Source organism: Haemophilus haemolyticus (genome assembly GCF_003490595.1).
Lineage (GTDB): Bacteria > Pseudomonadota > Gammaproteobacteria > Enterobacterales > Pasteurellaceae > Haemophilus > Haemophilus haemolyticus_L.
The window spans coordinates 1-23,166 of the sequence record NZ_QQGY01000007.1; the positions used below are offsets into that span (position 1 = coordinate 1).

At 38.3% G+C, this 23,166-nt stretch carries 22 protein-coding genes; 19 read left to right on the plus strand and 3 right to left on the minus strand.

What is annotated here, in order from left to right; translation table 11 throughout:
* Positions 1-263 precede the first annotated feature (263 nt).
* The 13 genes from corC to pnuC all read left to right on the plus strand — a co-directional run bounded on the left by corC (position 264) and on the right by pnuC (position 10,915).
* Complete coding sequence (gene corC / locus DV415_RS06210) at positions 264-1,163, plus strand: CNNM family magnesium/cobalt transport protein CorC (protein WP_118791576.1); 900 nt, start codon at positions 264-266, stop codon at positions 1,161-1,163.
* Between the two features lie 121 nt (positions 1,164-1,284).
* A complete protein-coding gene (lnt, locus tag DV415_RS06215; protein ID WP_118789917.1) occupies positions 1,285-2,823 on the plus strand; it encodes an apolipoprotein N-acyltransferase in 1,539 nt (512 codons plus the stop codon).
* Positions 2,824-2,862: 39 nt separating this feature from the next.
* Positions 2,863-3,657: a phospholipid ABC transporter ATP-binding protein MlaF gene (mlaF, locus tag DV415_RS06220; RefSeq protein WP_118789918.1), complete on the plus strand. Its 795-nt coding sequence runs from the start codon at positions 2,863-2,865 to the stop codon at positions 3,655-3,657.
* Entirely contained in the window at positions 3,654-4,439 is a 786-nt protein-coding gene (mlaE, locus tag DV415_RS06225) for a lipid asymmetry maintenance ABC transporter permease subunit MlaE (protein ID WP_118789919.1), read from the plus strand. The genes mlaF and mlaE overlap by 4 nt, the downstream gene beginning before the upstream one ends.
* Positions 4,440-4,450: 11 nt before the next feature.
* Positions 4,451-4,957, plus strand: coding sequence for an outer membrane lipid asymmetry maintenance protein MlaD (mlaD, locus tag DV415_RS06230; RefSeq protein WP_118789920.1), 507 nt, complete (start codon positions 4,451-4,453; stop codon positions 4,955-4,957).
* A 28-nt stretch (positions 4,958-4,985) separates the two neighbouring features.
* Entirely contained in the window at positions 4,986-5,630 is a 645-nt protein-coding gene (mlaC, locus tag DV415_RS06235; RefSeq protein WP_192805953.1) for a phospholipid-binding protein MlaC, read from the plus strand.
* Between the two features lie 10 nt (positions 5,631-5,640).
* A complete protein-coding gene (locus tag DV415_RS06240; RefSeq protein ID WP_118789922.1) occupies positions 5,641-5,967 on the plus strand; it encodes an STAS domain-containing protein in 327 nt (108 codons plus the stop codon).
* A gap of 11 nt (positions 5,968-5,978) precedes the next feature.
* The gene (locus DV415_RS06245) at positions 5,979-6,236 is read left to right on the plus strand and encodes a BolA family protein (protein WP_005628347.1); all 258 of its coding nucleotides are present in this window, start codon (positions 5,979-5,981) and stop codon (positions 6,234-6,236) included.
* Between the two features lie 10 nt (positions 6,237-6,246).
* Positions 6,247-7,521, plus strand: a complete 1,275-nt coding sequence (gene murA / locus DV415_RS06250; RefSeq protein WP_118791577.1) for a UDP-N-acetylglucosamine 1-carboxyvinyltransferase — start codon at positions 6,247-6,249, stop codon at positions 7,519-7,521.
* Between the two features lie 300 nt (positions 7,522-7,821).
* Entirely contained in the window at positions 7,822-8,595 is a 774-nt protein-coding gene (locus DV415_RS06255) for an amino acid ABC transporter substrate-binding protein (RefSeq protein WP_114892569.1), read from the plus strand.
* Positions 8,579-9,295 (plus strand): amino acid ABC transporter permease, encoded by a 717-nt coding sequence (locus DV415_RS06260; protein ID WP_005628353.1) that lies wholly within the window; start codon positions 8,579-8,581, stop codon positions 9,293-9,295. The genes DV415_RS06255 and DV415_RS06260 overlap by 17 nt, the downstream gene beginning before the upstream one ends.
* 9 nt (positions 9,296-9,304) lie before the next feature.
* A complete protein-coding gene (locus tag DV415_RS06265; RefSeq protein ID WP_005631364.1) occupies positions 9,305-10,072 on the plus strand; it encodes an amino acid ABC transporter ATP-binding protein in 768 nt (255 codons plus the stop codon).
* Positions 10,073-10,237: 165 nt separating this feature from the next.
* On the plus strand, positions 10,238-10,915 hold the full coding sequence (gene pnuC, locus DV415_RS06270; RefSeq protein WP_118788936.1) for a nicotinamide riboside transporter PnuC: 678 nt from the start codon (positions 10,238-10,240) through the stop codon (positions 10,913-10,915).
* 145 nt (positions 10,916-11,060) lie between these two features.
* On the opposite strand, the gene pssA is transcribed toward pnuC, so the two are convergent.
* Positions 11,061-12,428: a CDP-diacylglycerol--serine O-phosphatidyltransferase gene (gene pssA / locus DV415_RS06275; protein ID WP_118791578.1), complete on the minus strand. Its 1,368-nt coding sequence runs from the start codon at positions 12,426-12,428 to the stop codon at positions 11,061-11,063.
* Positions 12,429-12,574: 146 nt separating this feature from the next.
* On the opposite strand from pssA, the gene DV415_RS06280 reads away from it, so the two are divergent.
* A complete protein-coding gene (locus tag DV415_RS06280; RefSeq protein ID WP_118794457.1) occupies positions 12,575-13,630 on the plus strand; it encodes a tRNA/rRNA methyltransferase in 1,056 nt (351 codons plus the stop codon).
* A 144-nt stretch (positions 13,631-13,774) separates the two neighbouring features.
* Entirely contained in the window at positions 13,775-16,882 is a 3,108-nt protein-coding gene (locus DV415_RS06285) for a YadA-like family protein (protein WP_118775390.1), read from the plus strand.
* 42 nt (positions 16,883-16,924) lie between these two features.
* Here DV415_RS06285 and DV415_RS06290 read toward each other — a convergent pair whose 3' ends face one another.
* Positions 16,925-17,623, minus strand: coding sequence for a tRNA1(Val) (adenine(37)-N6)-methyltransferase (locus tag DV415_RS06290; RefSeq protein WP_118794458.1), 699 nt, complete (start codon positions 17,621-17,623; stop codon positions 16,925-16,927).
* A 69-nt stretch (positions 17,624-17,692) separates the two neighbouring features.
* Here DV415_RS06290 and srmB point away from each other — a divergent pair, with 69 nt between their 5' ends.
* Positions 17,693-19,018 (plus strand): ATP-dependent RNA helicase SrmB, encoded by a 1,326-nt coding sequence (srmB, locus tag DV415_RS06295; protein ID WP_118794459.1) that lies wholly within the window; start codon positions 17,693-17,695, stop codon positions 19,016-19,018.
* Positions 19,019-19,135: 117 nt separating this feature from the next.
* On the opposite strand, the gene rdgC is transcribed toward srmB, so the two are convergent.
* Positions 19,136-20,044 (minus strand): recombination-associated protein RdgC, encoded by a 909-nt coding sequence (rdgC, locus tag DV415_RS06300; protein ID WP_118794460.1) that lies wholly within the window; start codon positions 20,042-20,044, stop codon positions 19,136-19,138.
* A gap of 65 nt (positions 20,045-20,109) precedes the next feature.
* On the opposite strand from rdgC, the gene proC reads away from it, so the two are divergent.
* Genes proC through xerD form a run of 3 tightly spaced genes read left to right on the plus strand, consistent with a single transcriptional unit; the run spans position 20,110 to position 23,015 of the window.
* Entirely contained in the window at positions 20,110-20,925 is an 816-nt protein-coding gene (gene proC, locus DV415_RS06305; RefSeq protein ID WP_118794461.1) for a pyrroline-5-carboxylate reductase, read from the plus strand.
* Positions 20,925-22,091, plus strand: a complete 1,167-nt coding sequence (locus DV415_RS06310) for a 3-phenylpropionate MFS transporter (RefSeq protein ID WP_118794462.1) — start codon at positions 20,925-20,927, stop codon at positions 22,089-22,091. The genes proC and DV415_RS06310 overlap by 1 nt, the downstream gene beginning before the upstream one ends.
* Positions 22,092-22,121: 30 nt before the next feature.
* Positions 22,122-23,015, plus strand: a complete 894-nt coding sequence (xerD, locus tag DV415_RS06315) for a site-specific tyrosine recombinase XerD (RefSeq protein WP_118794463.1) — start codon at positions 22,122-22,124, stop codon at positions 23,013-23,015.
* Positions 23,016-23,166 lie beyond the last annotated feature (151 nt).

Below are 23,166 nucleotides of genomic sequence, written 5' to 3' on the forward strand. Positions count from 1 at the left end.
TTGTAAAAACGCGCAGCTTCTCTAATACTCATTTTTCGATTCAGAATAGGTTGGAGAGCCTGTAATTTAAATTCGATTGTGTAGTGTTTACCCATAAAAAAATCTGCACCTCAATTGTTGGTTTGTTGAGTCCAACTTTTGGGGTGCAGATCAATTTCACCGCACTTTTCTTTTATCTTGCTTTATCTTTTGCTTTATTTTTGCGAAGATGCTCAAAATATGATACTTTTTCGCCGTCAATAAGACATCAAACACAAATCAATATGAACGACGAACAGCAAAATTTAAACCAATCTGAAAATACGAAAAAACCTTTTTTCCAATCTTTATTTGGTCGCTTTTTTCAAGGTGAACTAAAAAATCGTGAAGAACTTGTGGAAGTGATTCGCGATTCAGAACAAAACGATTTAATTGATCAAAATACGCGTGAAATGATTGAAGGTGTGATGGAAATAGCGGAGCTTCGTGTTCGCGATATTATGATTCCTCGTTCACAAATTATTTTTATTGAAGATCAACAAGATTTAAATACTTGTTTAAATACAATTATTGAATCCGCTCATTCTCGTTTTCCTGTAATTGCTGATGCGGATGATCGCGATAATATCGTGGGTATTTTGCATGCGAAAGATTTATTGAAATTTTTACGTGAAGATGCCGAAGAGTTTGATTTATCTTCATTATTGCGCCCTGTCGTGATTGTGCCAGAAAGCAAAAGAGTGGATCGTATGTTGAAAGATTTCCGCTCAGAGCGTTTCCATATGGCTATTGTGGTGGACGAATTTGGTGCGGTATCAGGTCTTGTTACCATTGAAGATATTTTGGAACAAATTGTTGGCGATATTGAAGATGAGTTTGATGAAGAAGAAGTTGCGGATATTCGTCAGCTTTCTCGTCATACTTATGCTGTGCGTGCGCTCACCGATATTGATGATTTCAATGCGCAATTTAATACAGATTTTGATGATGAAGAAGTCGATACCATTGGTGGTCTGATTATGCAAACTTTTGGTTATTTACCAAAACGTGGTGAAGAAATTACGTTGAAAAATCTTCAATTTAAAGTCACCTCGGCAGATAGTCGCCGATTGATTCAACTTCGTGTGACTGTTCCAGATGAACATTTGGCAGAAATGGATGATATGGAAGAAAAAGCCGAATAGCATTTATCATCCTCAATGATGGCGCGCGTTTTCTAACGCGTGCTTTTTATTTACTTGAAATGGGATTTTAAATTCCAACACAAAAGATGCTCGTAAGGGCGTGCAAAATATAATTGAATTTATGAATAAATATTTTACTTATCTTATTGCGATTATATCTGGTTTAGTCGGTGTTTTTGCCTTTTCACCATTTGATTATTGGCCTTTAGCCTATGTTTCTTTACTCGGTTTACTGTATGTCGCTAAAAATCCTAAAAAATCCACCGCACTTTTAGCGACGTTTTTGTGGTCGCTGGGATTTTTCTGCTTTGGGGTGAGTTGGCTTAATGTCAGTATTCACCAATTTGGTGGTGCGTCTTTAGGTGTGAGTTATTTCCTTGTCGGTTTACTTGCGGCTTATCTTGCACTATACCCGATGCTCTTTACCTATTTGGTTCAGCGTTTCCAAGTTCAAAGTGCGGTCATTTTTGCCGTGATTTGGACATTGACAGAATTTTTACGTGGTTGGATTTTTACCGGTTTTCCTTGGCTTCAGTTTGGTTATACACAAATTGACAGCCCATTTTATGGCATCGCCTCGATTTTTGGGGTAACAGGATTGACGTTCTTTACCGTTTGGGCAAGTGCGGTAATTTTTAATTTTGTTTTATCTTTGTTTAAAACGAAAAATCTTAAATTAGTCTTGGCGAATGTTTTGCTATTGATCATCGTGGGAGGATTAAGTGCTTATTCATCCCGAATTCACTTTGTAAAAGCTGTTGAAGATAAGGCAATTTCAGTCACGCTTGCTCAAGGAAATATTGAACAAAATCTCAAATGGGATCCTGCTTATTTCTATTCTACTTTGGAGATTTATCAAAAATTAATCGCAGACAATCTTGGTAAAACCGATTTAATTATTTTGCCTGAGTCAGCATTGCCAACTCTTGAAAATGCGATTACGCCATTTTTTGAAGAATTAGATCGAGTTGCTAAAGAAACGAAAACGGAGATAATGGTTGGAACCGTATTCCAAGATACGAAATCTGGTAAGTTGCTTAATTCTATTATGGCTGCTGGAAACCCAGACTTTCCTTATCAGCCAGATACGCCAAATCGTTATAGTAAGCATCATCTCGTGCCTTTCGGTGAATATGTTCCGTTAGAAAGTATTTTACGACCACTTAATTCTGTGTTTAATTTGCCAATGTCTGCATTTCAAAGTGGGGAGGCAATTCAGCCATCTTTAATGGCAAAAAAACGCACTTTTTCGCCAGCAATTTGCTATGAGATTATTTTCGGTGAACAAGTGCGGCAAAATTTGAAACAAGATACGGATTATTTGCTCACAATTTCTAATGATGCCTGGTTTGGTGATTCGATTGGGCCTTGGCAACATTTACAGATGGCAAGAATGCGCGCTTTAGAATTGGGTAAACCGCTTATTCGTGCAACGAATACGGGGATTTCAGTCTTTGTTGATGCACAAGGTAAGGTGTTAGCGCAGGCACCGCAGTTCATTGAAACAACGTTGACGCATAAAATTGCACCTGCGGAAGGTAAAACCCCTTATTCTGCGTTGGGAAATATGCCTTTATATGCTTTATCATTGTTGTTTTTAGGATTACACGGCATGATGGCGTTTGTTCGTCGTAAGATGAACCTTTCACAAAAACGCTAGTCAAAACGACCGCACTTTTTATTTATAAACGAGATTTTAATGAATCAAAATCTAATTGAAGTTAAGAATCTCACCTTTAAACGTGGTGATCGCGTGATTTACGATAACCTGAATTTGCAAGTAAAAAAGGGAAAAATCACAGCGATCATGGGGCCGTCTGGGATTGGTAAAACCACCTTACTTAAATTGATAGGTGGGCAACTAATGCCAGAGCAAGGTGAAATTTTGTTTGATGGGCAAGATATTTGTCGTCTATCTAATCGTGAACTGTACGAAGTACGCAAGCGGATGGGGATGTTATTCCAATCTGGTGCGCTTTTTACGGATATTTCTACTTTTGATAATGTCGCCTTTCCAATTCGTGAACATACGCATTTGCCTGAAAGTTTAATTCGTCAAATTGTGTTGATGAAATTGGAAGCAGTTGGATTGCGAGGAGCAGCCACATTAATGCCTTCAGAACTTTCTGGTGGTATGGCTCGTCGAGCTGCATTAGCACGCGCTATTGCGCTTGACCCTGATTTAATTATGTTTGATGAGCCATTTACTGGGCAAGATCCGATCAGTATGGGCGTAATTTTGAGCCTGATAAAACGATTAAATGAAGCGTTAAATTTGACTTCTATCGTGGTATCTCACGATGTGGAGGAAGTATTGAGTATTGCAGATTATGCCTATATTATTGCAGACCAAAAAGTCATCACAGAAGGAACATCTGAGCAGCTTTTACAAAGCCAAGATCCGCGAGTGGTGCAATTCTTAAAAGGTGAATCTGATGGTCCTGTGCGCTTTAAGTACCCAGCGCAAGATTATGTGAAGGAATTATTTGAATGATCGTCAATTTTATTTCTGCTTTAGGAAAACAGGTGATTGACTTTTTCCATGCATTGGGGCGAGCAGGCTTTATGTTATTTGGCGCATTGATTGGTAAGCCACAAATTCGCAAGCATTTTCCTTTGCTTGTGAAGCAAATGCATGTTTTAGGTGTCCAATCGTTACTCATTATTTTGTTGTCCGGTTTATTTATTGGAATGGTATTAGGACTACAAGGTTATGTCGTATTAGTCGATTTTTCTGCTGAAACAAGTTTGGGGCAGCTTGTAGCACTTTCTCTTTTACGAGAATTAGGGCCTGTTGTTACCGCACTTTTGTTTGCTGGTCGAGCAGGTTCTGCATTGACGGCTGAAATAGGCTTAATGAAAGCCACTGAACAACTTTCTAGTCTTGAAATGATGGCTGTTGATCCTTTACGTCGCGTGATTGCACCACGTTTTTGGGCAGGTGTCATTTCTATGCCAGTTTTATCAATCTTGTTTATTGCAATTGGTATTTGGGGCGGTTCTTTAGTTGGTGTGGATTGGAAAGGTGTTGATTCGGGTAGCTTTTGGTCTGTTATGCAAAATTCTGTGAGTTGGAGCTATGATATTTTAAATGGCTTTATTAAAGCGGTTTTCTTTGCTGTAGCCGTAACTTGGATTGCGCTGTTCAATGGTTATGATTGTATGCCAACATCAGAAGGTATCAGCCAAGCTACAACACGAACAGTTGTGCATGCATCACTCGTTGTTCTAGGATTAGATTTTATTTTGACAGCTATTATGTTTGGAGCAGGTTAAGGATTTTTTTTATGAGACAAACAATTAAATATGAATTTTGGGTCGGGTTATTTTTATTACTTGGTATTGGCGCCTTAGTTTTTTTAGGTTTACGCGTAGCCAACGTACAAGGTTTTGGTGAGACGAAATCTTATACTGTGACGGCAACTTTTGATAATATTGGTGGACTTAAAGTACGTGCACCATTAAAAGTTGGCGGAGTGGTTATTGGGCGTGTGAGCGATATCACGCTTGATGAAAAAAGCTATTTACCAAAAGTCAGTATTGCAATTAACCAGGAATATAATGAAATCCCAGAAAACAGTTCTTTATCAATTAAGACATCGGGCTTATTAGGTGAGCAATATATTGCATTGACAATGGGATTTGATGATGGTGAATCGGCTATGCTTAAAGAGGGTAGCCAAATTCAAGATACAAAATCTGCTATGGTGTTGGAGGATTTAATCGGCCAATTCCTTTACGGCGATAAAAAATCTGATGGTAACAGTGAAAAGACTGAGCCTACAGTACAATAACAACTAACATTTATTTAGGAGATTTATGATGAAATTTTTCCAAGTGAAAAAATGGTTTGCAATTTTAACCTTAGTATTTACCGCACTTTTTACTGCAGGTACAGCTATGGCTGAAACAAGCCCTTATGTATTAATGCAACAAGCGTCAGATAAATTGTTTTCTGATATTCAGGCAAATCAAAGCCAGATTAAAAAGAATCCAAATTATTTACGTACTATCGTTCGTAATGATTTGCTGCCTTATGTTCAAGTCAATTATGCAGGTTCTTTGGTGCTAGGTTCTCATTTCAAATCTACTACACCTGAACAACGTGAAAAATTCTTTAAAGCTTTTGGTGATTTTATTGAACAAGCTTACGCACAAGTATTAACGGCATATTCAAATCAACAAATTCAAATCGAGCCAGAAAAAGCATTAGGCGATAAAAACTTAGTAAATATTCGTGTGAATATCATTCAAGTTAACGGAGCTGCACCAATTAAATTAGATTTTAAATGGCGTAAAAATAGTAAAACTGGTGAATGGCAAGCTTATGACATGGTTGCTGAGGGTGTGAGCATGGTTGTAACAAAACAACAAGAATGGAGTGGTATCTTACGTCAACATGGCATTGATGCATTAACTGCACAAGTACAAAAATCAGCCGCCCAACCTGTAACATTAAGCAAATAATCTTGTTGCCATGTTAAATTGGGATTTAAAGAAAAATGATGATAAGATAGCGCTCCTTTTGTCAGGGGAGCTATCTCGCAACACGTTGTTGCCTATGTGGCAGCAACGTGATGTTTTTTTATCAGCTAACGCGCTTGAAAAAACGGTTATTGAATGGGATTTGTCTGGTATTCAACATATTGATTCAGCCGGTTTTGCAGCTCTTTGTGATTTTTTACGAGAGTGCCAAAAGCTTAAAAAAACAGTGCGATTAGTTTATCCACCAAAACAATTATTAATCCTTGCAGATCTTGTTGGTTTGTCTGATTGGATCGCAAATTTTACAGATCTTAATTAAACGGAAATCTGATGGAACTTCAAGAAATTGAACGAATTTTAAAAGAAGCGCTAAACGTAGAAGAGGTTTATGCTCAAGGTGAAAACGCGCATTTTGGCGTGATTGTCGTGAGTGATGAAATTGCCGCACTTTCTCGCGTAAAACAACAACAAACAATTTATGCTCCGTTAATGGCTTATTTTACTACTGGCGAAATTCACGCGTTAACAATTAAAACTTACACCACTGAAAAGTGGAAACGTGATCGTGCATTAAACCAACTTAATTAAGGATTCAAAAATGGAAAAATTTCGTGTTTATGGGCAATCTCGTTTAAGTGGAACCGTGAATATTTCAGGTGCAAAAAATGCCGCACTTCCAATTCTTTTTGCCGCTATTTTGGCAACAGAACCCGTTAAACTCACGAACGTTCCTGCTCTTAAAGATATTGAAACCACTTTGAAAATTTTACGTAAATTGGGTGTGGTAGTAGATCGTGATGAAACTGGCGCAGTTTTATTAGATGCATCGAATATCGATCATTTCACTGCGCCTTATGAATTGGTTAAAACCATGCGCGCTTCGATTTGGGCATTGGCGCCTTTAGTTGCTCGTTTTCATCAAGGGCAAGTATCTTTACCTGGTGGTTGCTCTATCGGTGCTCGTCCAGTTGATCTCCATATTAGCGGTTTAGAAAAATTAGGCGCAGACATCGTTCTTGAAGAAGGATATGTAAAAGCACAAGTATTAGATCGTCTAGTGGGAACTCGCATTGTAATGGAAAAAGTGAGCGTAGGTGCAACTTTATCTATTATGATGGCAGCAACGCTTGCGAAAGGAACCACCGTAATTGAAAACGCGGCTCGTGAGCCTGAAATTGTAGATACCGCTGACTTTCTCAATAAAATGGGTGCGAAAATATCTGGTGCAGGTTCTGATCACATTACGATTGAAGGTGTTGAATATTTAACTGGTTGTGAGCATAGTGTCGTGCCAGATCGTATTGAAACAGGTACATTCTTAATTGCCGCAGCAATTTCAGGCGGTCGTGTTGTTTGTCAAAATACTAAGGCTGATACTTTAGATGCAGTGATCGATAAACTTCGTGAAGCTGGCGCTCAAGTTGATGTTACAGAGAATAGTATCACTTTAGATATGCTTGGAAATCGCCCTAAAGCAGTGAATATTCGTACTGCGCCACATCCGGGTTTCCCTACTGATATGCAGGCTCAATTCACCTTATTAAATATGATAGCAGAGGGCACGAGTATTATTACCGAAACGATTTTTGAAAATCGTTTTATGCATATTCCTGAATTAATTCGCATGGGTGGGAAAGCTGAAATTGAAGGGAATACTGCGGTATGTCATGGTGTTGAGCAGTTATCTGGTGCAGAAGTGATGGCGACAGATTTACGCGCATCAATTAGTTTGGTTCTTGCAGGTTGTATTGCAACAGGTGAAACCATAGTAGATCGTATTTATCATATCGATCGTGGTTATGAACATATCGAAGATAAATTACATGCCCTAGGTGCGAAAATTGAACGTTTTTCTGGAAGTGATGAAGCGTAATTAGGTACGCTACTTTTCTATTAGACATTACAAGTTTATTTATAATCTTAAATTTCTACTAATGCCTTTCTTTAGAAAGGCATTTTTTTACTGAAATTTTATAAGAGTAGGTTGAGCACATTGTTTAGAAACCTGTTTTTCTACAAGAAAGTGCAGTAGATTATTTTCTTATTTTGATAGTAATCTGTTATATCGCTTTTTTATAACTAAAATTCATAAACTATGAATAAATAATCTTGTTTTTTCATAAATTTGCTTTTTATAATCACGCTTAGACAAACACAACACAAGGAATAAAAAATGAAAAAATTATTTTTTACAACCGCACTTTTAAGTGCTGGTATTGCTTTCTCTGCATTTTCTCACGCTGGTGAAATTGCTGACCGCGTTGAAAAAACTAAAACTTTATTAGTGGGAACGGAGGGAACTTATGCTCCATTTACTTTCCATGGTAAAGACGGAAAATTGACAGGTTTTGATGTAGAAATCATTGAGAAAGTGGCAGAAAAATTAGGTTTGAAAATTGAATTTAAAGAAACCGCTTGGGATGGAATGTATGCAGGTTTGAATGCGAAACGATTTGATGTTATTGCAAACCAAACGAATCCAAGCCCAGAGCGCTTAAAAAAATATGATTATTCTGCGCCTTATAATTATTCTGCTGGCGTTATTGTGACGAAAGAAAATAATAACAGCATTAAGACTTTCTCTGATTTAAAAGGCAAAAAATCAGCTCAATCAGCAACGAGTAACTGGAGCAAAGACGCTCGTGATAATGGTGCGATTATTGTGACAGTAGATAGCCTTGCGCAAAATCTTGAAGCAGTCAAACAAGAACGCGTTGATGCAACAGTGAATGATAAATTAGCGGTGCTTGATTATTTCAAAAAACAACCAAATGCAGGTTTAAAAATTGCCGTTGAGAGCGATAAGAAAATTCCAACAGGTTTTGCATTTTTGAAAGGTGAAGAAGAACTCATTGCAAAAGTGAATAAAGCACTAGATGAACTACGCCAAGATGGTACATTAAAACAACTTTCAATTAAATGGTTTGGTGATGACATTACTCAATAATTTGTTAGCGAGTCTTCCATTTATGAGTGCAGAACGAGCTGATTATGTAATCAGCTCGTTTTGGCCTATGTTGGAAGGCGCAATTTTATATACGATTCCCTTAGCCGTTATTTCCTTTTTTTGTGGCTTATTTATTGCGGTGATTGTTGCCGTAATTTGTACGCTTCCACATCCAAATTTTATGACTAAACTTTTGCAAAGTATTTGTCGTGCTTATATTTCTATTATTCGTGGTACGCCAATGCTTGTGCAGATTTTTATTATTTTCTATGGATTGCCTGAAGTCGGCATTAAACTCGAGCCCTTCCCAACTGCAATTATTGCCTTCTCAGTCAATATCGGTGCTTATGCTGCAGAAACTGTGCGTGCATCAATTATTGCCATCCCAAAAGGGCAGTGGGAGGCTTCTTATGCTATCGGAATGAATTATCAACAGGCATTTATTCGTACGATTATGCCACAGGCATTACGCATTTCCGTGCCATCGCTTTCTAACACTTTTATTAGTACGGTGAAAGATACCTCTTTGGCTTCCTTAGTATGGATTGCAGAACTCTTTCGTGTCGCACAAAATATTACAGCTGAGAATTATGAGTTTATTTTGATTTATAGTGAGGCTGCATTGATTTATTGGGTTTTCTGCCTTGTGTTATCTATTGGTCAAATGCGTTTAGAAAAACGCCTTTCTCGTCACTTGTAAGGATTGTCTATGTTAAAAGTAAGTAATATTCAGAAAAACTTTAATGGCAATCACGTGTTAAAAGGCATTGATTTTGAAATTAATAAAGGTGAAGTGGTAGCAATTTTAGGGCCGTCTGGTTCAGGAAAAACTACCTTTTTACGTTGCTTAAACTTGCTAGAACGGCCAGAGCAAGGCATTTTGGAATTTACTGATGGTAGTCTAAAAATTGATTTTAGCCAGAAAATTAGTAAAGCAGATGAATTGAAGTTGCGCCGACGTTCATCAATGGTATTCCAACAATATAATTTATTTCCTCATCGTTCCGCCCTTGAAAATATTATGGAAGGAATGGTTGTCGTGCAAAAACAAGATAAGGCTCAGGCTAGAGAAAAGGCTCTTAGCTTGTTAGAGAAGGTAGGGCTAAAAAATAAAGCGGATTTATACCCATCCCAACTTTCTGGCGGTCAGCAACAGCGAGTGGGGATTGCACGAGCCCTTGCGGTAAAACCTGATATTATTTTATTAGATGAACCTACATCGGCGTTAGATCCTGAATTGGTTGGCGAGGTGTTACAAACATTAAAAATGCTTGCTCAAGAAGGTTGGACAATGATTATTGTTACTCATGAAATGCAGTTTGCGAAAGATGTTGCAGATCGTGTGATTTTGATGGCGGATGGGCATATTGTAGAACAAAATACAGCAGATAAATTCTTTTCTTGCCCACAACACGAGCGGACTAAACAGTTCTTGCTACAAGCAAAAATACCACTTGATCCAGATTATTGTATTTAGAGTGCGGTAAATTTTTAGAGAGTTTTCTGAATAATGGATTATTTAGGATTTAATTGAAAGGTGATGAATTTCACAAGTTGAGAATTAAATGTCTCTGAATCTTTACATTATCAACCCACAATGCAAGAATGATCGCATTCAAATTTAAGTCAACAGGAGTAAATTATGACTTTGGCAGAACGTTTAAAACAAGAATTTGTTTCTGGTTGGAAACCTTTTGAGGTAGTTTGGCTTGCGCTTTTCATCATTGCGCAGATCTGGGCTTATGTACAAGCGCCAGATTCTTGGTTAGCAATGATTTCTGGTATTTCCGGTATTTTGTGTGTGGTATTGGTCAGTAAAGGTAAAATTAGTAATTATTTCTTTGGATTAATTTTTGCTTACACTTATTTTTATGTCGCTTGGGGATCAAATTTCTTAGGCGAAATGAATACCGTGCTCTATGTATATTTGCCATCTCAATTTATTGGTTACTTCATGTGGAAAGCCAATATGCAAAATAGTGATGGTGGAGAAAGTGTGATTGCAAAAGCGTTAACTGTTAGAGGATGGATGACATTAATTGTTGTGACTACGGTTGGTACTTTGCTTTTTGTTCAAGCATTACAAGCGGCTGGAGGAAGTTCAACAGGTTTAGATGGTCTAACTACAATTATTACGGTTGCTGCACAGATTTTAATGATTTTACGTTATCGTGAACAGTGGTTGTTATGGATTGCTTTAAATATCCTTTCTATTTTCTTATGGGCAGAAACACCAGCTATGTACTTAATGTATTCAGCCTACTTACTTAACTCGTTGTATGGTTATTATAACTGGACAAAATTGGTTAAACGTAGCTAAACATACTTAAGCAAAATTAGATAATGAAGCTGTTCCTTCTAAATTAGACAGTTTAATCAAGATCCACCTCTTGATTAAACTGTCTAATTTTTGGGGATAGATCATTTTTACAAAGCTTTGTTATCAGATCTAAATTTATCTAGCACTACAGAATCATTTTCACCAATTTATCCGCTTTAATTCGTGCAAATTTTTTCAAAAGTTTTTGCACTGGTTCTGGGTATTGATTCAACTCTTCTAATTCAGTGTAATGTTTTAATACTTTTGTATGTTGGCGAATTTGGTTTTGCTCTTTTTCCACTTGGGCTAAAAGCTGTTGTTGTGGATCGTAAATTAATAAGCCATTTTCTGCATCCAAACGCCATGCTCGAGGATTAAGATTATTGCCCGTAAGTAAAATATAACGGTCATCTACCCAAACACCTTTTAAGTGGTAGGTATTATCGCCATCACGCCACAAGCGCACCACAAGCTGACCATTTTCAATTTGAGTCTCAAATTTTTCACAGAAACGGCGAAGATTACTTTCATAAAGATAAGGTAACGCCCCCGCCATTTTGAATGGTTGTTCTGGTGGAATATAAAAATCGTTTGCGACTTTATCGCCAACAATAATTTCTACTCGTTTACCGTTTTCCAATAACGTTGCTATTTTATGTTGCAATGTACGTGGGAAATTAAAATATGGCGTACAAATCACCAATTTTTCCTGTACTTGTAAGAATAAATCTTCAATTACTTGATTTAATTCATTGCCTGATGCGCCTAAGCCAAATAATGGCGATACGCTTAAAACATTCGGTAATTTCACCGCACTTTTTAATGAATATTCTCCATTTTGTGCAAGGTCTTTACGATAAGCTCTAATATTGCCGCGAATCTCTTTGGTGCGAGGTCGGTTGGTAACATCAAGTGGATAAACTGCACTGAAATCTAACAAGTAATCATTGATGAAATTCACCATCGAGTCAGCTAATTCTGAATGAGTGATTTTTTGATAGCGATCGTAACGATATTTTTCAAATTGATGAAGATAGACATTATTAATGCTTGCACCGCTATAAAGCACCGTATCATCAAATACAAAGCCTTTAACATGCAATACACCAAAAACTTCTCGTGTATTAATTGGCACGCCAAAGAACATATTCGGATCATCAGGTAACTGATAAGTTTGGCGTTGCTCGCAATACCAATCTGCATTAGTGGCCGATTTTTCCGCCCCTAATAAATTGCGTTGTGCGCGATGCCAATCTATGAGAATTTTTACATCCAAGTGTGGATTTTCTTGCTTCACGCGATAAATTTCATCGAGAATTTCCTGTCCCGCTTCATCTTTTTGCCAATAAAGTGCGGTGACATAAATACGTTTTTTTGCGTTTCTGATTAATTCAATAATTTGAGTTTTAAATTCAGTCGGGCTACCCAAAAATTCAATTTGCTCGGCTTGCAAAGCTAGGAATGGCAAATTACTTAAATTTTGTTCAGCTCGTTTGGTTTTATTGATTAACATAATCCATCTCGTGATTAAAGACTAGTGCGTTAGTTTACAATATTTCACGCGCTTATTAATAGAAAAAAGGCTTTTTTTCGTTATAATGCACACAAATTTTAGCATTTTTTGGCTAAAAAATATTCATTTTTACTCAGGGAAACCCTATGAACGACAAACGCAAACCGTCTTTTCAATCCGCCGGCAGATCCTTTCAAGAACGCTCAGTTGGTGAAAAATACAGAGAAAAACCAACTCAAAATCGACCGCACTCTAATGATAAATTTAATGGAAATAGAAACGAAAAATCTCGTTTTTCTCGTGATAAACAAGAAGTAAAAGAAACTAGAATTACGCAACTTTCTTTATCTCGTGCGCCATCAAATAAAAATACAGAACAACCTAAGGTTCAAGTGACGATAAAAAGTACGGGTACGGTTTATAAAACAAAAGAAAAGAAAACTGGTGCTCTTTCTCCTCGTGCGCCTGAAAAAATTAAGAAAAACCGAGCGGAAGAAATGAAAGTTTACGGTGAAAATGCCTGTTTAGCTTTATTTGCAGAACGCCCTGAAAGTATTGTTCGATTGTGGGCAACCGTACAAATGTCACACAAAATTGGCGAGGTATTAAGTTATTTAGCTGAAAACAAGAAAGCTTATCATGTTGTAGATAGCGAAGAGTTAGCTCGCGTGAGCGGAACAGAACATCATGGTGGCATTTGTTTATTGGTGAAGAGACCTCGTGCTTTCACGTTGCAAGGTTATTTGGATATTCCTCGTAAAGAGGATTGTTTAGTGCTATTAGACAACGTGAATAATGCACAAAATATTGGTGGCGTATTGCGTACTTGTGCTTATTTTGGCGTAAAAAATATTGTCGCCGATAATGTGGAAAATCTGTATTCGGCAGCTTCAATGCGCGTAGCAGAAGGCGGTGCAGAATATATTCGAGTGTTAGAAACGGATTATATTGATTCGGCTCTAATGCAATTGCGCAAATCAGGCTATCAAATTATTCACGTATCGCACAATAAACAAGGCGAGCCGTTGGATAAAGTGCGGTTAAAAAATAAAGTGGTTTTTGTGCTAAGTGAAAGTTCTACGGAAAGTTTGGCGACACCAGAAGACACGCAAGTGCGTTTAACGCTCGCAAGCCCAATTAAATCAGGCTTAAACATTGCAGTGAATGCGGGTGTGTTGTTAGCTAAGTGGTATTTTAGATAAGTCTTCGCTTTATCGTGAGTGAACATACTCACGATAAATTATTTTATAGCTTTTTGTTGAGTGTTTAAGTAGAATTCACGCCTTCTTTTTTAGAGAAAACAATGAAATTTTTTAAACAAATATAACAACAAAAAGGAATAACTTATGATGTACAATCTGCCAGCCAGCCATAATTTAGCAAAACACAGCAAAAATCAACCGCACTTTAGTGCAAAAATTTCTCTTGTTTCCCTTTCTCTTTTTTCTGTTTTAAGTGCGCCTGCGTGGGCGGATACTCCCGAAACCACAGAGCAAAAATTGCAAAAAATGCAAGAAACCATTGATAAACTGAATGCTCACATTTCAAAACTAGATACATTAATTAAAGCTAATGGTTATACTCAGGGGGCTGATGCACAAAAAGTATCTGGTCATGCAGCAATGGCAATCGGTCCAAATGCTGAAGCTACAGGTAATCAAGGATTAGCAATAGGTGCTAACGCAAAAGCAAATGATGAAGATGGTGGTGATCCAGATGGAAATATGATAGCTATCGGACTTAACGCAAAAGCGACAAAAACTGATGCAATAGCGATGGGGAGAAACTCTCAGGCCATTGGTATTAATACAACCGCATTAGGTGCATACGCGGAGGCAACTGATCAGTATGGTGTTGCAGTCGGTGCAGATGCTTATTCGGTAGGAGAACGAGCAATTGCGATTGGTGTGCATACTAGTACAGATGAAATGAAGAAATTCTATGATGATCCAAATCAGCTTAGAATGTTCCTTAATTATGAGACAACCATTAAAAATAATATTACTGATGAAGCAACTCTAACATCATTATTGGATGCGAATCAGGGCGAGGCTAATTTAGCCACACTTATTCAAGATAATGCAAAATTAACACAACTTATTCCTGAAGAAGATAAACGTAACAAGTTTATTGATTTTGCCCAAAAATTTGCGAAGGCACGTAATAAACTTAATGAACAAAAAACGTTATATCCAAATAATCCAGAATTAGCTCGTTTCGGGTTAGCCAACCCATTCGGCGCAACTGGTGGACAAGCTGTTGCGATTGGTAATGAATCATTAGCTTCTGGCATATATTCTGTCGCGCTCGGTACTGAATCAAAAGCAACTAACTATGCAAGCATCGCAACAGGATATAAGGCAAAAGCAACTGGAATGCAAGCATTAGCAAATGGTTTTGCAGCTGAGGCTGGCGGAAATTATAGTCTGGCTATTGGTACCGCAGCTAAGGTTGAGGAAAGTTCTCAAACTGAACAATCTATAGCTATTGGATATGGTGCTCAGTCAAAAGTTGGATTATCCATTGCTATTGGTGCTAAAGCTAAAAATGATTCTATTAAACACGGTTCTCAATTATACTCAGCAGCTACTGCTATTGGTTATGATTCCTATACTGGTGGTGTAGGTTCTGTTGCATTAGGTAATCTTGCCAGAGCGAATATGGATTATAAAAACTATGGTGTCGCTTTAGGCACAGCATCTATTGCCAATGGAACAAGATCTGTTTCTATTGGTACTAATGCTGAAACGGTGGATGATTATAGTACTGCTGTTGGTGACCGTGCAAAAACTATAGGAATTTACTCAACTGCATTAGGTGCAACATCAGTGGCTTGGGGGCATTATTCTATTGCGATTGGCACGCAAGTTGATCAGCAGGGGCGTAATACTGCGTATGGTACACGTGGCTTTGGCAGTATGGCTATTGGTTTATATACCTATTCACACGGAATATATAGTATTGCTCAAGGGCAAGAAGCACGAGCAAATTATAATAGCTCTATCGCATTGGGCTATCAAAGTCAAGCTAATGCCGTAAAATCTATTGCTATGGGGGATAATGCTCAAACAACAGGCGTTAATTCTGTCGCACTTGGTCCAAGTGCTATGGCTACATTTGATTCGACAGTAGCTCTAGGAGATAACTCCTTAGCAAATACAAAAAGCGATGTTATTGGTTTTGATCCATTAGGCTATGCATCTACAGCATATAATGCGACTAAACCAGAAACGCTACTAAAAGATATGAGTACTGTTCTATCAACTGAGAAATTAGAGGCTTATAACAACTTACGAGCAAAGATTATTGAATTAGACGAGAAGATTTTTTCGTATAATGAAATCTTAAAGGTATCAGAATATGACCGTTTATATGGCAAAACTGAAGATATTCGTAATAAGGCTTCTGAAACAACGGAAAAGATGCGTAAGAATCGTGATAATGCCATTGAAGCTAAAAAATTGGCACTAGCAGAGATTCAAGCCAACTACAATGATGCCAACACTTGGAGAAGTTCTGCCGGTGCAGTATCTGTGGGTAATTCTGATTTAGGCATCACTCGCCAAATCACAAATGTCGCTGCGGGTTCAGAAGATACTGATGCAGTGAATGTGGCACAATTAAAAGCCTTAGCTACTGCTCCAGTGTTATTTTATAACGGTGGAAGTAGTAGTGGTGCCAACTTTAATATTGGCACACAACTCGGTACACCGTTTAATTTAACAAATCTTCGTTTTTCTTTTGGCAATGGCTTAAAAGCATCGCTACAAAAGGATCAAAATAATAATCAGGTTCTATTTATGGAATTAGATAGCGATGCCATTAAAGCTAATCCTGATTTGAAAGGGCAAAATGGTAGAGACGGCAGAGATGGTAAAGATGGACAAAACGGTAGAGACGGCAGAGATGGCGTAGACGGTAGAGATGGTAATAGCCTTACACTAAATGACATCGTTAATGTTAAAGAAGTCCACACTGGCAATACAGTTATGAATACCAATGGCGTAACCATTAATACAGGCAGCAAAACTGTTTCTATTACTGAAAACGGCTTAAATAATGGCGGAAATAAAGTAGTGAATGTAGCTGCTGGTGAGATTTCTGCAATATCAAAAGAGGCGGTAAATGGCCAACAATTATATGAAACCAATCAATCTGTGGCAGATAATACACGTTCAATTAATCAATTAAACAATAGAATGGATGAAGTTGATCGTCGCGGACGTCGAGGAGCTGCTATTGCGGGTGCAATGGGTTTGCTGCCTCAGCCACATACTTCAGGTAGATCATCTATAAGTACTGCCACCACGTATTATCGCGGAGAGCAAGCCTTAGCAGTTGGATATTCTCGTTTGGCAGATAATGGTAAACATATTGTTAAATTCAGTGGAGCATCCAATATGTCAGGTAAGAAAGATGTTATGGTTGGGGCTGCTTATGGTTATGAATGGTAATTAAGCCTTTTTTATCAGTTTAAGGGGAGAATTTTCTCCCCTTTAAAATTTCAAATAAAAGTCTTTAGTCAATTCAATAAATGCTTCAGTATATTGATTATCCTCATCATAAATCACCAATTGATCTTGCATTAAAACTTCTGGCTGTTTGGCAAAGGTAAGTAGCATTCTTTGGGGCGTTTTTCCCACTTTAGTAATGACATTCGTCTGCTTTATGCAAAAAAGTGCGGTGGATTTTATGAGCATTTTGCCTGCATCATAAGGCAAAACAAAACTTATTCTTCCATTTTCCGATAAGCGCGTGGCGGCCCATTCTAACCAATTTAAGTGGCTTTGTTTGGTATAACGAGCCAATTCTCTTCCCTCATTTTTGCAAGCAATACCTTGTTCAAAATAAGGTGGATTTGCCACAATTAAATCAAAGGTTTGTTCAGTGGTTTGTAAAAAATGTTGTATATCCGTTTGAATAAGTTGAATGCGATTTTTCCACACTGAATCATTGATATTTTCTTGCGCTTGTTTTGCTGCAATGGGCTCCAACTCAACCGCTTGAATTTGGCAGTTTTCTTCAGTTCGTTGTGCCAACATTAAAGCCAATAATCCTGTGCCACTGCCCATATCTAAAATATTTTTACAATGTTTTACATCAGCCCAAGCACCTAGCAAAATGCCATCAGTGCCGACTTTCATCGCACAAGAATCTTGGTTGATGTGGAATTGTTTAAAGGTAAACCCGCTCATAAATTTTTCGTAAATTGACTCTAATTTCAGGTATAATCCGCGCCAATTTTAACAAAGAACCACATAATAATGAATTTATCCCAATTTGAACAATTCGATCTTTCTCCTGAGCTTTTAAAGGCGCTTGAGAAAAAAGGTTATTCCCGCCCAACAGCTATTCAAATGGAAGCCATTCCAGCTGCAATGGAAGAGCGTGATGTATTAGGCTCTGCACCAACGGGAACAGGGAAAACTGCAGCTTTTTTATTACCTGCTCTACAACATTTATTGGATTATCCGCGTCGTAAACCAGGTCCGCCGCGTATTTTGGTATTAACGCCAACCCGTGAATTGGCAATGCAAGTGGCAGAACAAGCGGAAGAATTAGCGCAGTTCACCCATTTAAATATTGCGACAATTACCGGTGGCGTGGCGTATCAAAATCACGGTGATGTGTTCAATACCAATCAAGATTTGGTGGTGGCTACGCCCGGTCGTTTGTTGCAATACATTAAGGAAGAAAATTTTGATTGCCGTTCGGTTGAAATGCTGATTTTTGACGAAGCCGATAGAATGTTACAAATGGGATTTGGGCAAGATGCGGAAAAAATTGCGGCTGAAACCCGTTGGCGAAAACAAACCTTGTTATTTTCTGCAACATTGGAAGGGGAGCTATTGGTTGATTTCGCGGAGCGTTTATTAAATGATCCTGTGAAAGTAGATGCGGAACCAAGTCGACGCGAAAGAAAAAAAATTAATCAATGGTATTACCACGCAGACAGCAATGAACACAAAATCAAATTGCTCGCGCGTTTTATTGAAACTGAAGAAGTGACGCGTGGAATTGTGTTTGTTCGTCGTCGTGAAGATGCGCGTGAACTTTCTGAAACATTGCGTAAACGAGGCATTCGTTCCGCGTATTTAGAAGGTGAAATGGCACAAACTCAACGTAGCAATGCGATTGATAAGTTGAAATCAGGTATTGTGACGGTATTGGTTGCAACGGATGTGGCTGCGCGTGGTATTGATATTGACGATGTAAGCCATGTTATGAATTTTGATTTGCCGTATAGTGCGGATACTTATTTGCATCGAATTGGACGTACAGCGCGAGCAGGTAAAAAGGGCACGGCAGTCTCTTTTGTCGAAGCTCATGATTACAAGTTACTAGGTAAAATCAAACGCTATACCGAGGAAATTTTAAAGGCGCGCATTTTAGAAGGTTTAGAACCTCGCACTAAGCCACCAAAAGATGGTGAAGTGAAATCTGTAAGCAAAAAACAAAAGGCACGTATTAAAGAAAAACGTGAAGAAAAGAAAAAAACAGAGGCGAAGAAAAAAGTGAAATTACGTCATAAGGATACGAAAAATATCGGAAAACGACGTAAGCCAAGTAACTCAAATACTGATCAATAATTTAACGATAAAAGAGCCTTTCTTAAGATTTTGGAAAGGCTCTTGTCTATGCTCGATTTAACTTCTGTCTAGGCAAACATTGTTCAAGCAAAAGTGCGGTAAATTTGTAATATGATTTTACAGTCTAGTTTTTTCGCCACCAAATTCATCTAATAAATTTTCGGTGAGTTTGGCTAAAATACCAGTCATCAGTACAAAATCTGCATCGAAACGCTGCGCAAAATCTTCTTTCAGAATATCATCATTTTTTTCGCGTACACTATCTGCAAATTTTAAACGTTTGAGGGTGCAATCTTCGTTAAAAACGAAAGTTAAGGTATCTTCCCATTCTAAGGCTAATTTACTTACTACTTTTTTGCCATCTTGCAGAAGAGCGAGAATTTCTTCATTTTCTAATGGTTGTTTTTTACAACGAATAACGCTGTCTTCCTGACTGCCACGAAGCTCGGCTTCTTCTAATGCAAGTAACCAATGTGGCAAGCTATCTTGAAGGATCCAATTCGTTAAAATCGTGCTGGGTTCATTAGCAAAGGCTAAAGGCACAACAGGAAGCGAACCTAAGGATTTACGCAGTAATGCGAGCGCATCTTCCGCGCGTTTACTCGATGCTGCATCAACATGAACAAGATTATTTTCCGTATCAATCCATAGCGACGTATGCTGATTTTTACTAAATGCACGAGGTAATAAATTCATCACGACATCATCTTTTAATGTCTGTTTTTCTACCTTTTTAAGTTTGCGATTTTCTTTTTGTTCAAGGCTTTCAATGCGTTCATCAAGTTCACGTTTGACCACATTTGTCGGCAAGATTTTTTCTTCTTTTTTCGCCACTAATAGAATTTGCTTTCCTACAGAAAAATAGAGTAAATCACTTCCTCGTAATGGGGCTGACCAGCCAAATTTACTTTGATCTTGGGCACCGCAAGGATGGAATTGACAATCTTCCAGTTGAGTTTGTAGCTGTGTAAGATCCCAATCTAGCGGTTTAGTTAGTCTATAAGTCATTAAATTTTTGAACCACATCGTAACACTTCCTTCAATATAGGGTAGAATGTGTAGCATTATAGCCCATAAAAGTAGGAAAAACGATGCAACACAAATTGATTGCCTTTATTGGCGGCGGCAATATGGCAAAGGCGATTATTCTTGGTTTATTGAAACAAGGTTATCCTGGTGAGCAAATTATTGTGAATGATCCGAATGAGGAAAAAAGAGCATTTTTTGCCAATCTTGGTGTGGCAACTTCAGAAAATAATGTGGAAAGTGTAATCAAAGCGGAAGTTGTATTGCTTGCGGTCAAACCTCAAATGATAGCTGATGTTTGTTCGCCACTAAGTGCGGTGGATTTTTCCGATAAATTATTAATTTCCATTGCTGCGGGGATTTCAACTGAACGCTTGAACGCATTAATTCCAAGTATAAAATCGATAGTGCGCGTCATGCCAAATACGCCAGCATTAGTAGGGGAAGGCATGGCAGGTTTATTTTCACCGAAAAATACGAGCGAAAATCACCGCACTTTTGCACAAGATTTATTGGGAGCTGTGGGAAGAACGATTTGGGTGGATGATGAAACTCAAATGCACGCGGTAACTGCCGCTTCAGGAAGTAGTCCAGCCTATTTCTTTTTGATGCTGGAAGCGATGCAGCAAGCCTTAATCAAAATGAATATTGATGAGAAAACTGCCCGTGAATTAGTGCAGCAATCCATGCTTGGTGCAGCAAAAATGGTGGCAGAGAATCCGCAAATTGCACTTTCAACTTTGCGTGAAAATGTCACCTCGAAAGGTGGCACTACTGCGGCGGCGTTAGCGGTATTTGACGCTCAACATTTTAATCAAACAATAGAGCAAGCTATGCAGGCTTGTTTGTCTCGTTCACAAGAAATGGAAACTTTATTCTGATGCAAGTTCGTCCTTTTTATTGGCTCGCCCTGAGCTTTTTAGGTTACTACTGCGCTTATGGCGTATTTTTGCCGTTTTTCCCTGCATGGTTGAAATCGCAACAATATGGTGAAGAAATGATTGGTTTGGTGATCGGGAGTGCTTATATTTTCCGATTTGCAGGCGGATTATTTTTTTCATCGCTGATTAAAAAAGCCAATCATATTATTAATTCCTTACGCCTGTTGGCATTAGCATCGGTCATTATCATGGCGGCAATGAGTTTAGTTGCACATAATTTTTGGTTGTTGTTTATTGCTATTGGTTTATATGCCTCTGTGAATTCAGCGGGAATGCCGATTGGAGATTCGTTGGCATCCACTTGGCAACGCCAAATTGGCTTGGATTACGGTAAAGTACGTTTAATTGGCTCTGCTGCCTTTATCCTTGGCGTAGTGGTGTTTGGTGGCATGATTGGCTGGGTAGGTGAGCAAAATATCGTGTGGATTTTAACCGCACTTTTATCTTTCTATACCATCATTCAGCTTTTAAAACCGACCATTCCCCCAAAAGATGAAATACCTGAAGGCGGCGCTCAAAATAATATTGGTTTTATTGCTTTACTGAAAAATCCCATTACATTGCGTGTCATGATTGCAGTAGGGCTCATTCAAGGCTCTCATGCGGCTTATTATGTTTATAGCACGATTTATTGGACAAGTATTGGGATCTCCGTTTCTCAAACTAGCTTACTTTGGGGCATTGGCGTATTAGCAGAAATTGTATTATTTTTCTTCTCTCGTCGCTTATTTCAAAATATTTCTATCAGTGTGCTGCTTTATATTTCTACGCTTGCGTGCATCGGACGCTGGGCTGTAATGGGATATATTGAAGATTTTTGGTTGATATTCTTATTGCAACTTATGCACAGTTTAACCTATGCCGTGTGCCATTATGCGATTGTTCGCTATATCACCACCCAGCCGCAAAGCCATATTGCGAAGTTACAAGGTTTGTATAATGGTTTATCGAATGGGGTACTCATTGCCATTTTCACCGCGATTGCAGGTATGATTTATCCAACTTCGCCAGCGATGACATTTTTATTTATGAGTATCATTGCGGCAGCCGCATTTTTTGTGATTCCACGCAAGTTAAATGCTTTTTTGATTGTTCAGCATAAATAGAACGCATCGCTTTCCTTGTAGAAAAGTAATATGAAAAATCTTGCACTTATTGATTTGTTCCTTAACGAATATTGGATTGAAAAAGGGCTTTCAGACAATACCGTTCAATCTTATCGTTTGGATTTAACCGCACTTTGTGATTGGTTGGATAAAAACGACTTGTCTTTGGAAACTTTAGATGCTGTAGATTTGCAAGGTTTTCTGGGTGAACGTTTGGAGAAAGGTTACAAAGCCACTAGCACCGCGCGAATATTAAGTGCAATGCGTAAACTTTTCCAATATTTATATCGGGAAAAATACCGAGTGGATGATCCAAGTGCGGTGTTAAGTTCGCCTAAATTACCCAGTCGCTTGCCAAAATATTTAACTGAGCAACAAGTGTCTGATTTGCTCAATACGCCAGATGTGGACGTGCCTTTGGAGTTGCGTGATAAAGCAATGTTAGAGTTGCTTTATGCGACGGGGCTTCGTGTAACGGAGTTAGTTTCGCTGACGATTGAAAACATGAGCGTGCAACAAGGCGTGGTGCGAGTGATTGGTAAAGGGAATAAAGAGCGTATTGTGCCAATGGGAGAAGAAGCAGCCTATTGGGTTCGTCAATTTATGCTTTATGGTCGCCCTGTTCTCTTAAATGGTCAGAGTTCTGATGTTGTGTTTCCAAGTCAGCGCGCACAGCAAATGACTCGTCAAACTTTCTGGCATCGTGTAAAACATTATGCCATTCTCGCGGATATTGATGCTGATGCACTTTCCCCTCACGTTCTTCGCCATGCTTTTGCCACCCATTTAGTGAATCACGGTGCGGATTTACGTGTGGTGCAAATGTTGCTAGGACATACAGATTTATCCACAACACAGATTTATACTCATGTGGCAAAAGAGAGATTGAAACGATTGCATGAAAGATTTCATCCTAGAGGATAGATAAATCTAATAAGGCTTTACATGCTAATTGTGGTTTTCTAATTGAGTTCATTGACCAAATCAGGTAAACTACCGTCCCGTCTTTGATAGCTAGTTATCTTCGATTTTTGACCGCACTTTTGGTTGATTTTGTCTGTAAGATGATTAGCTA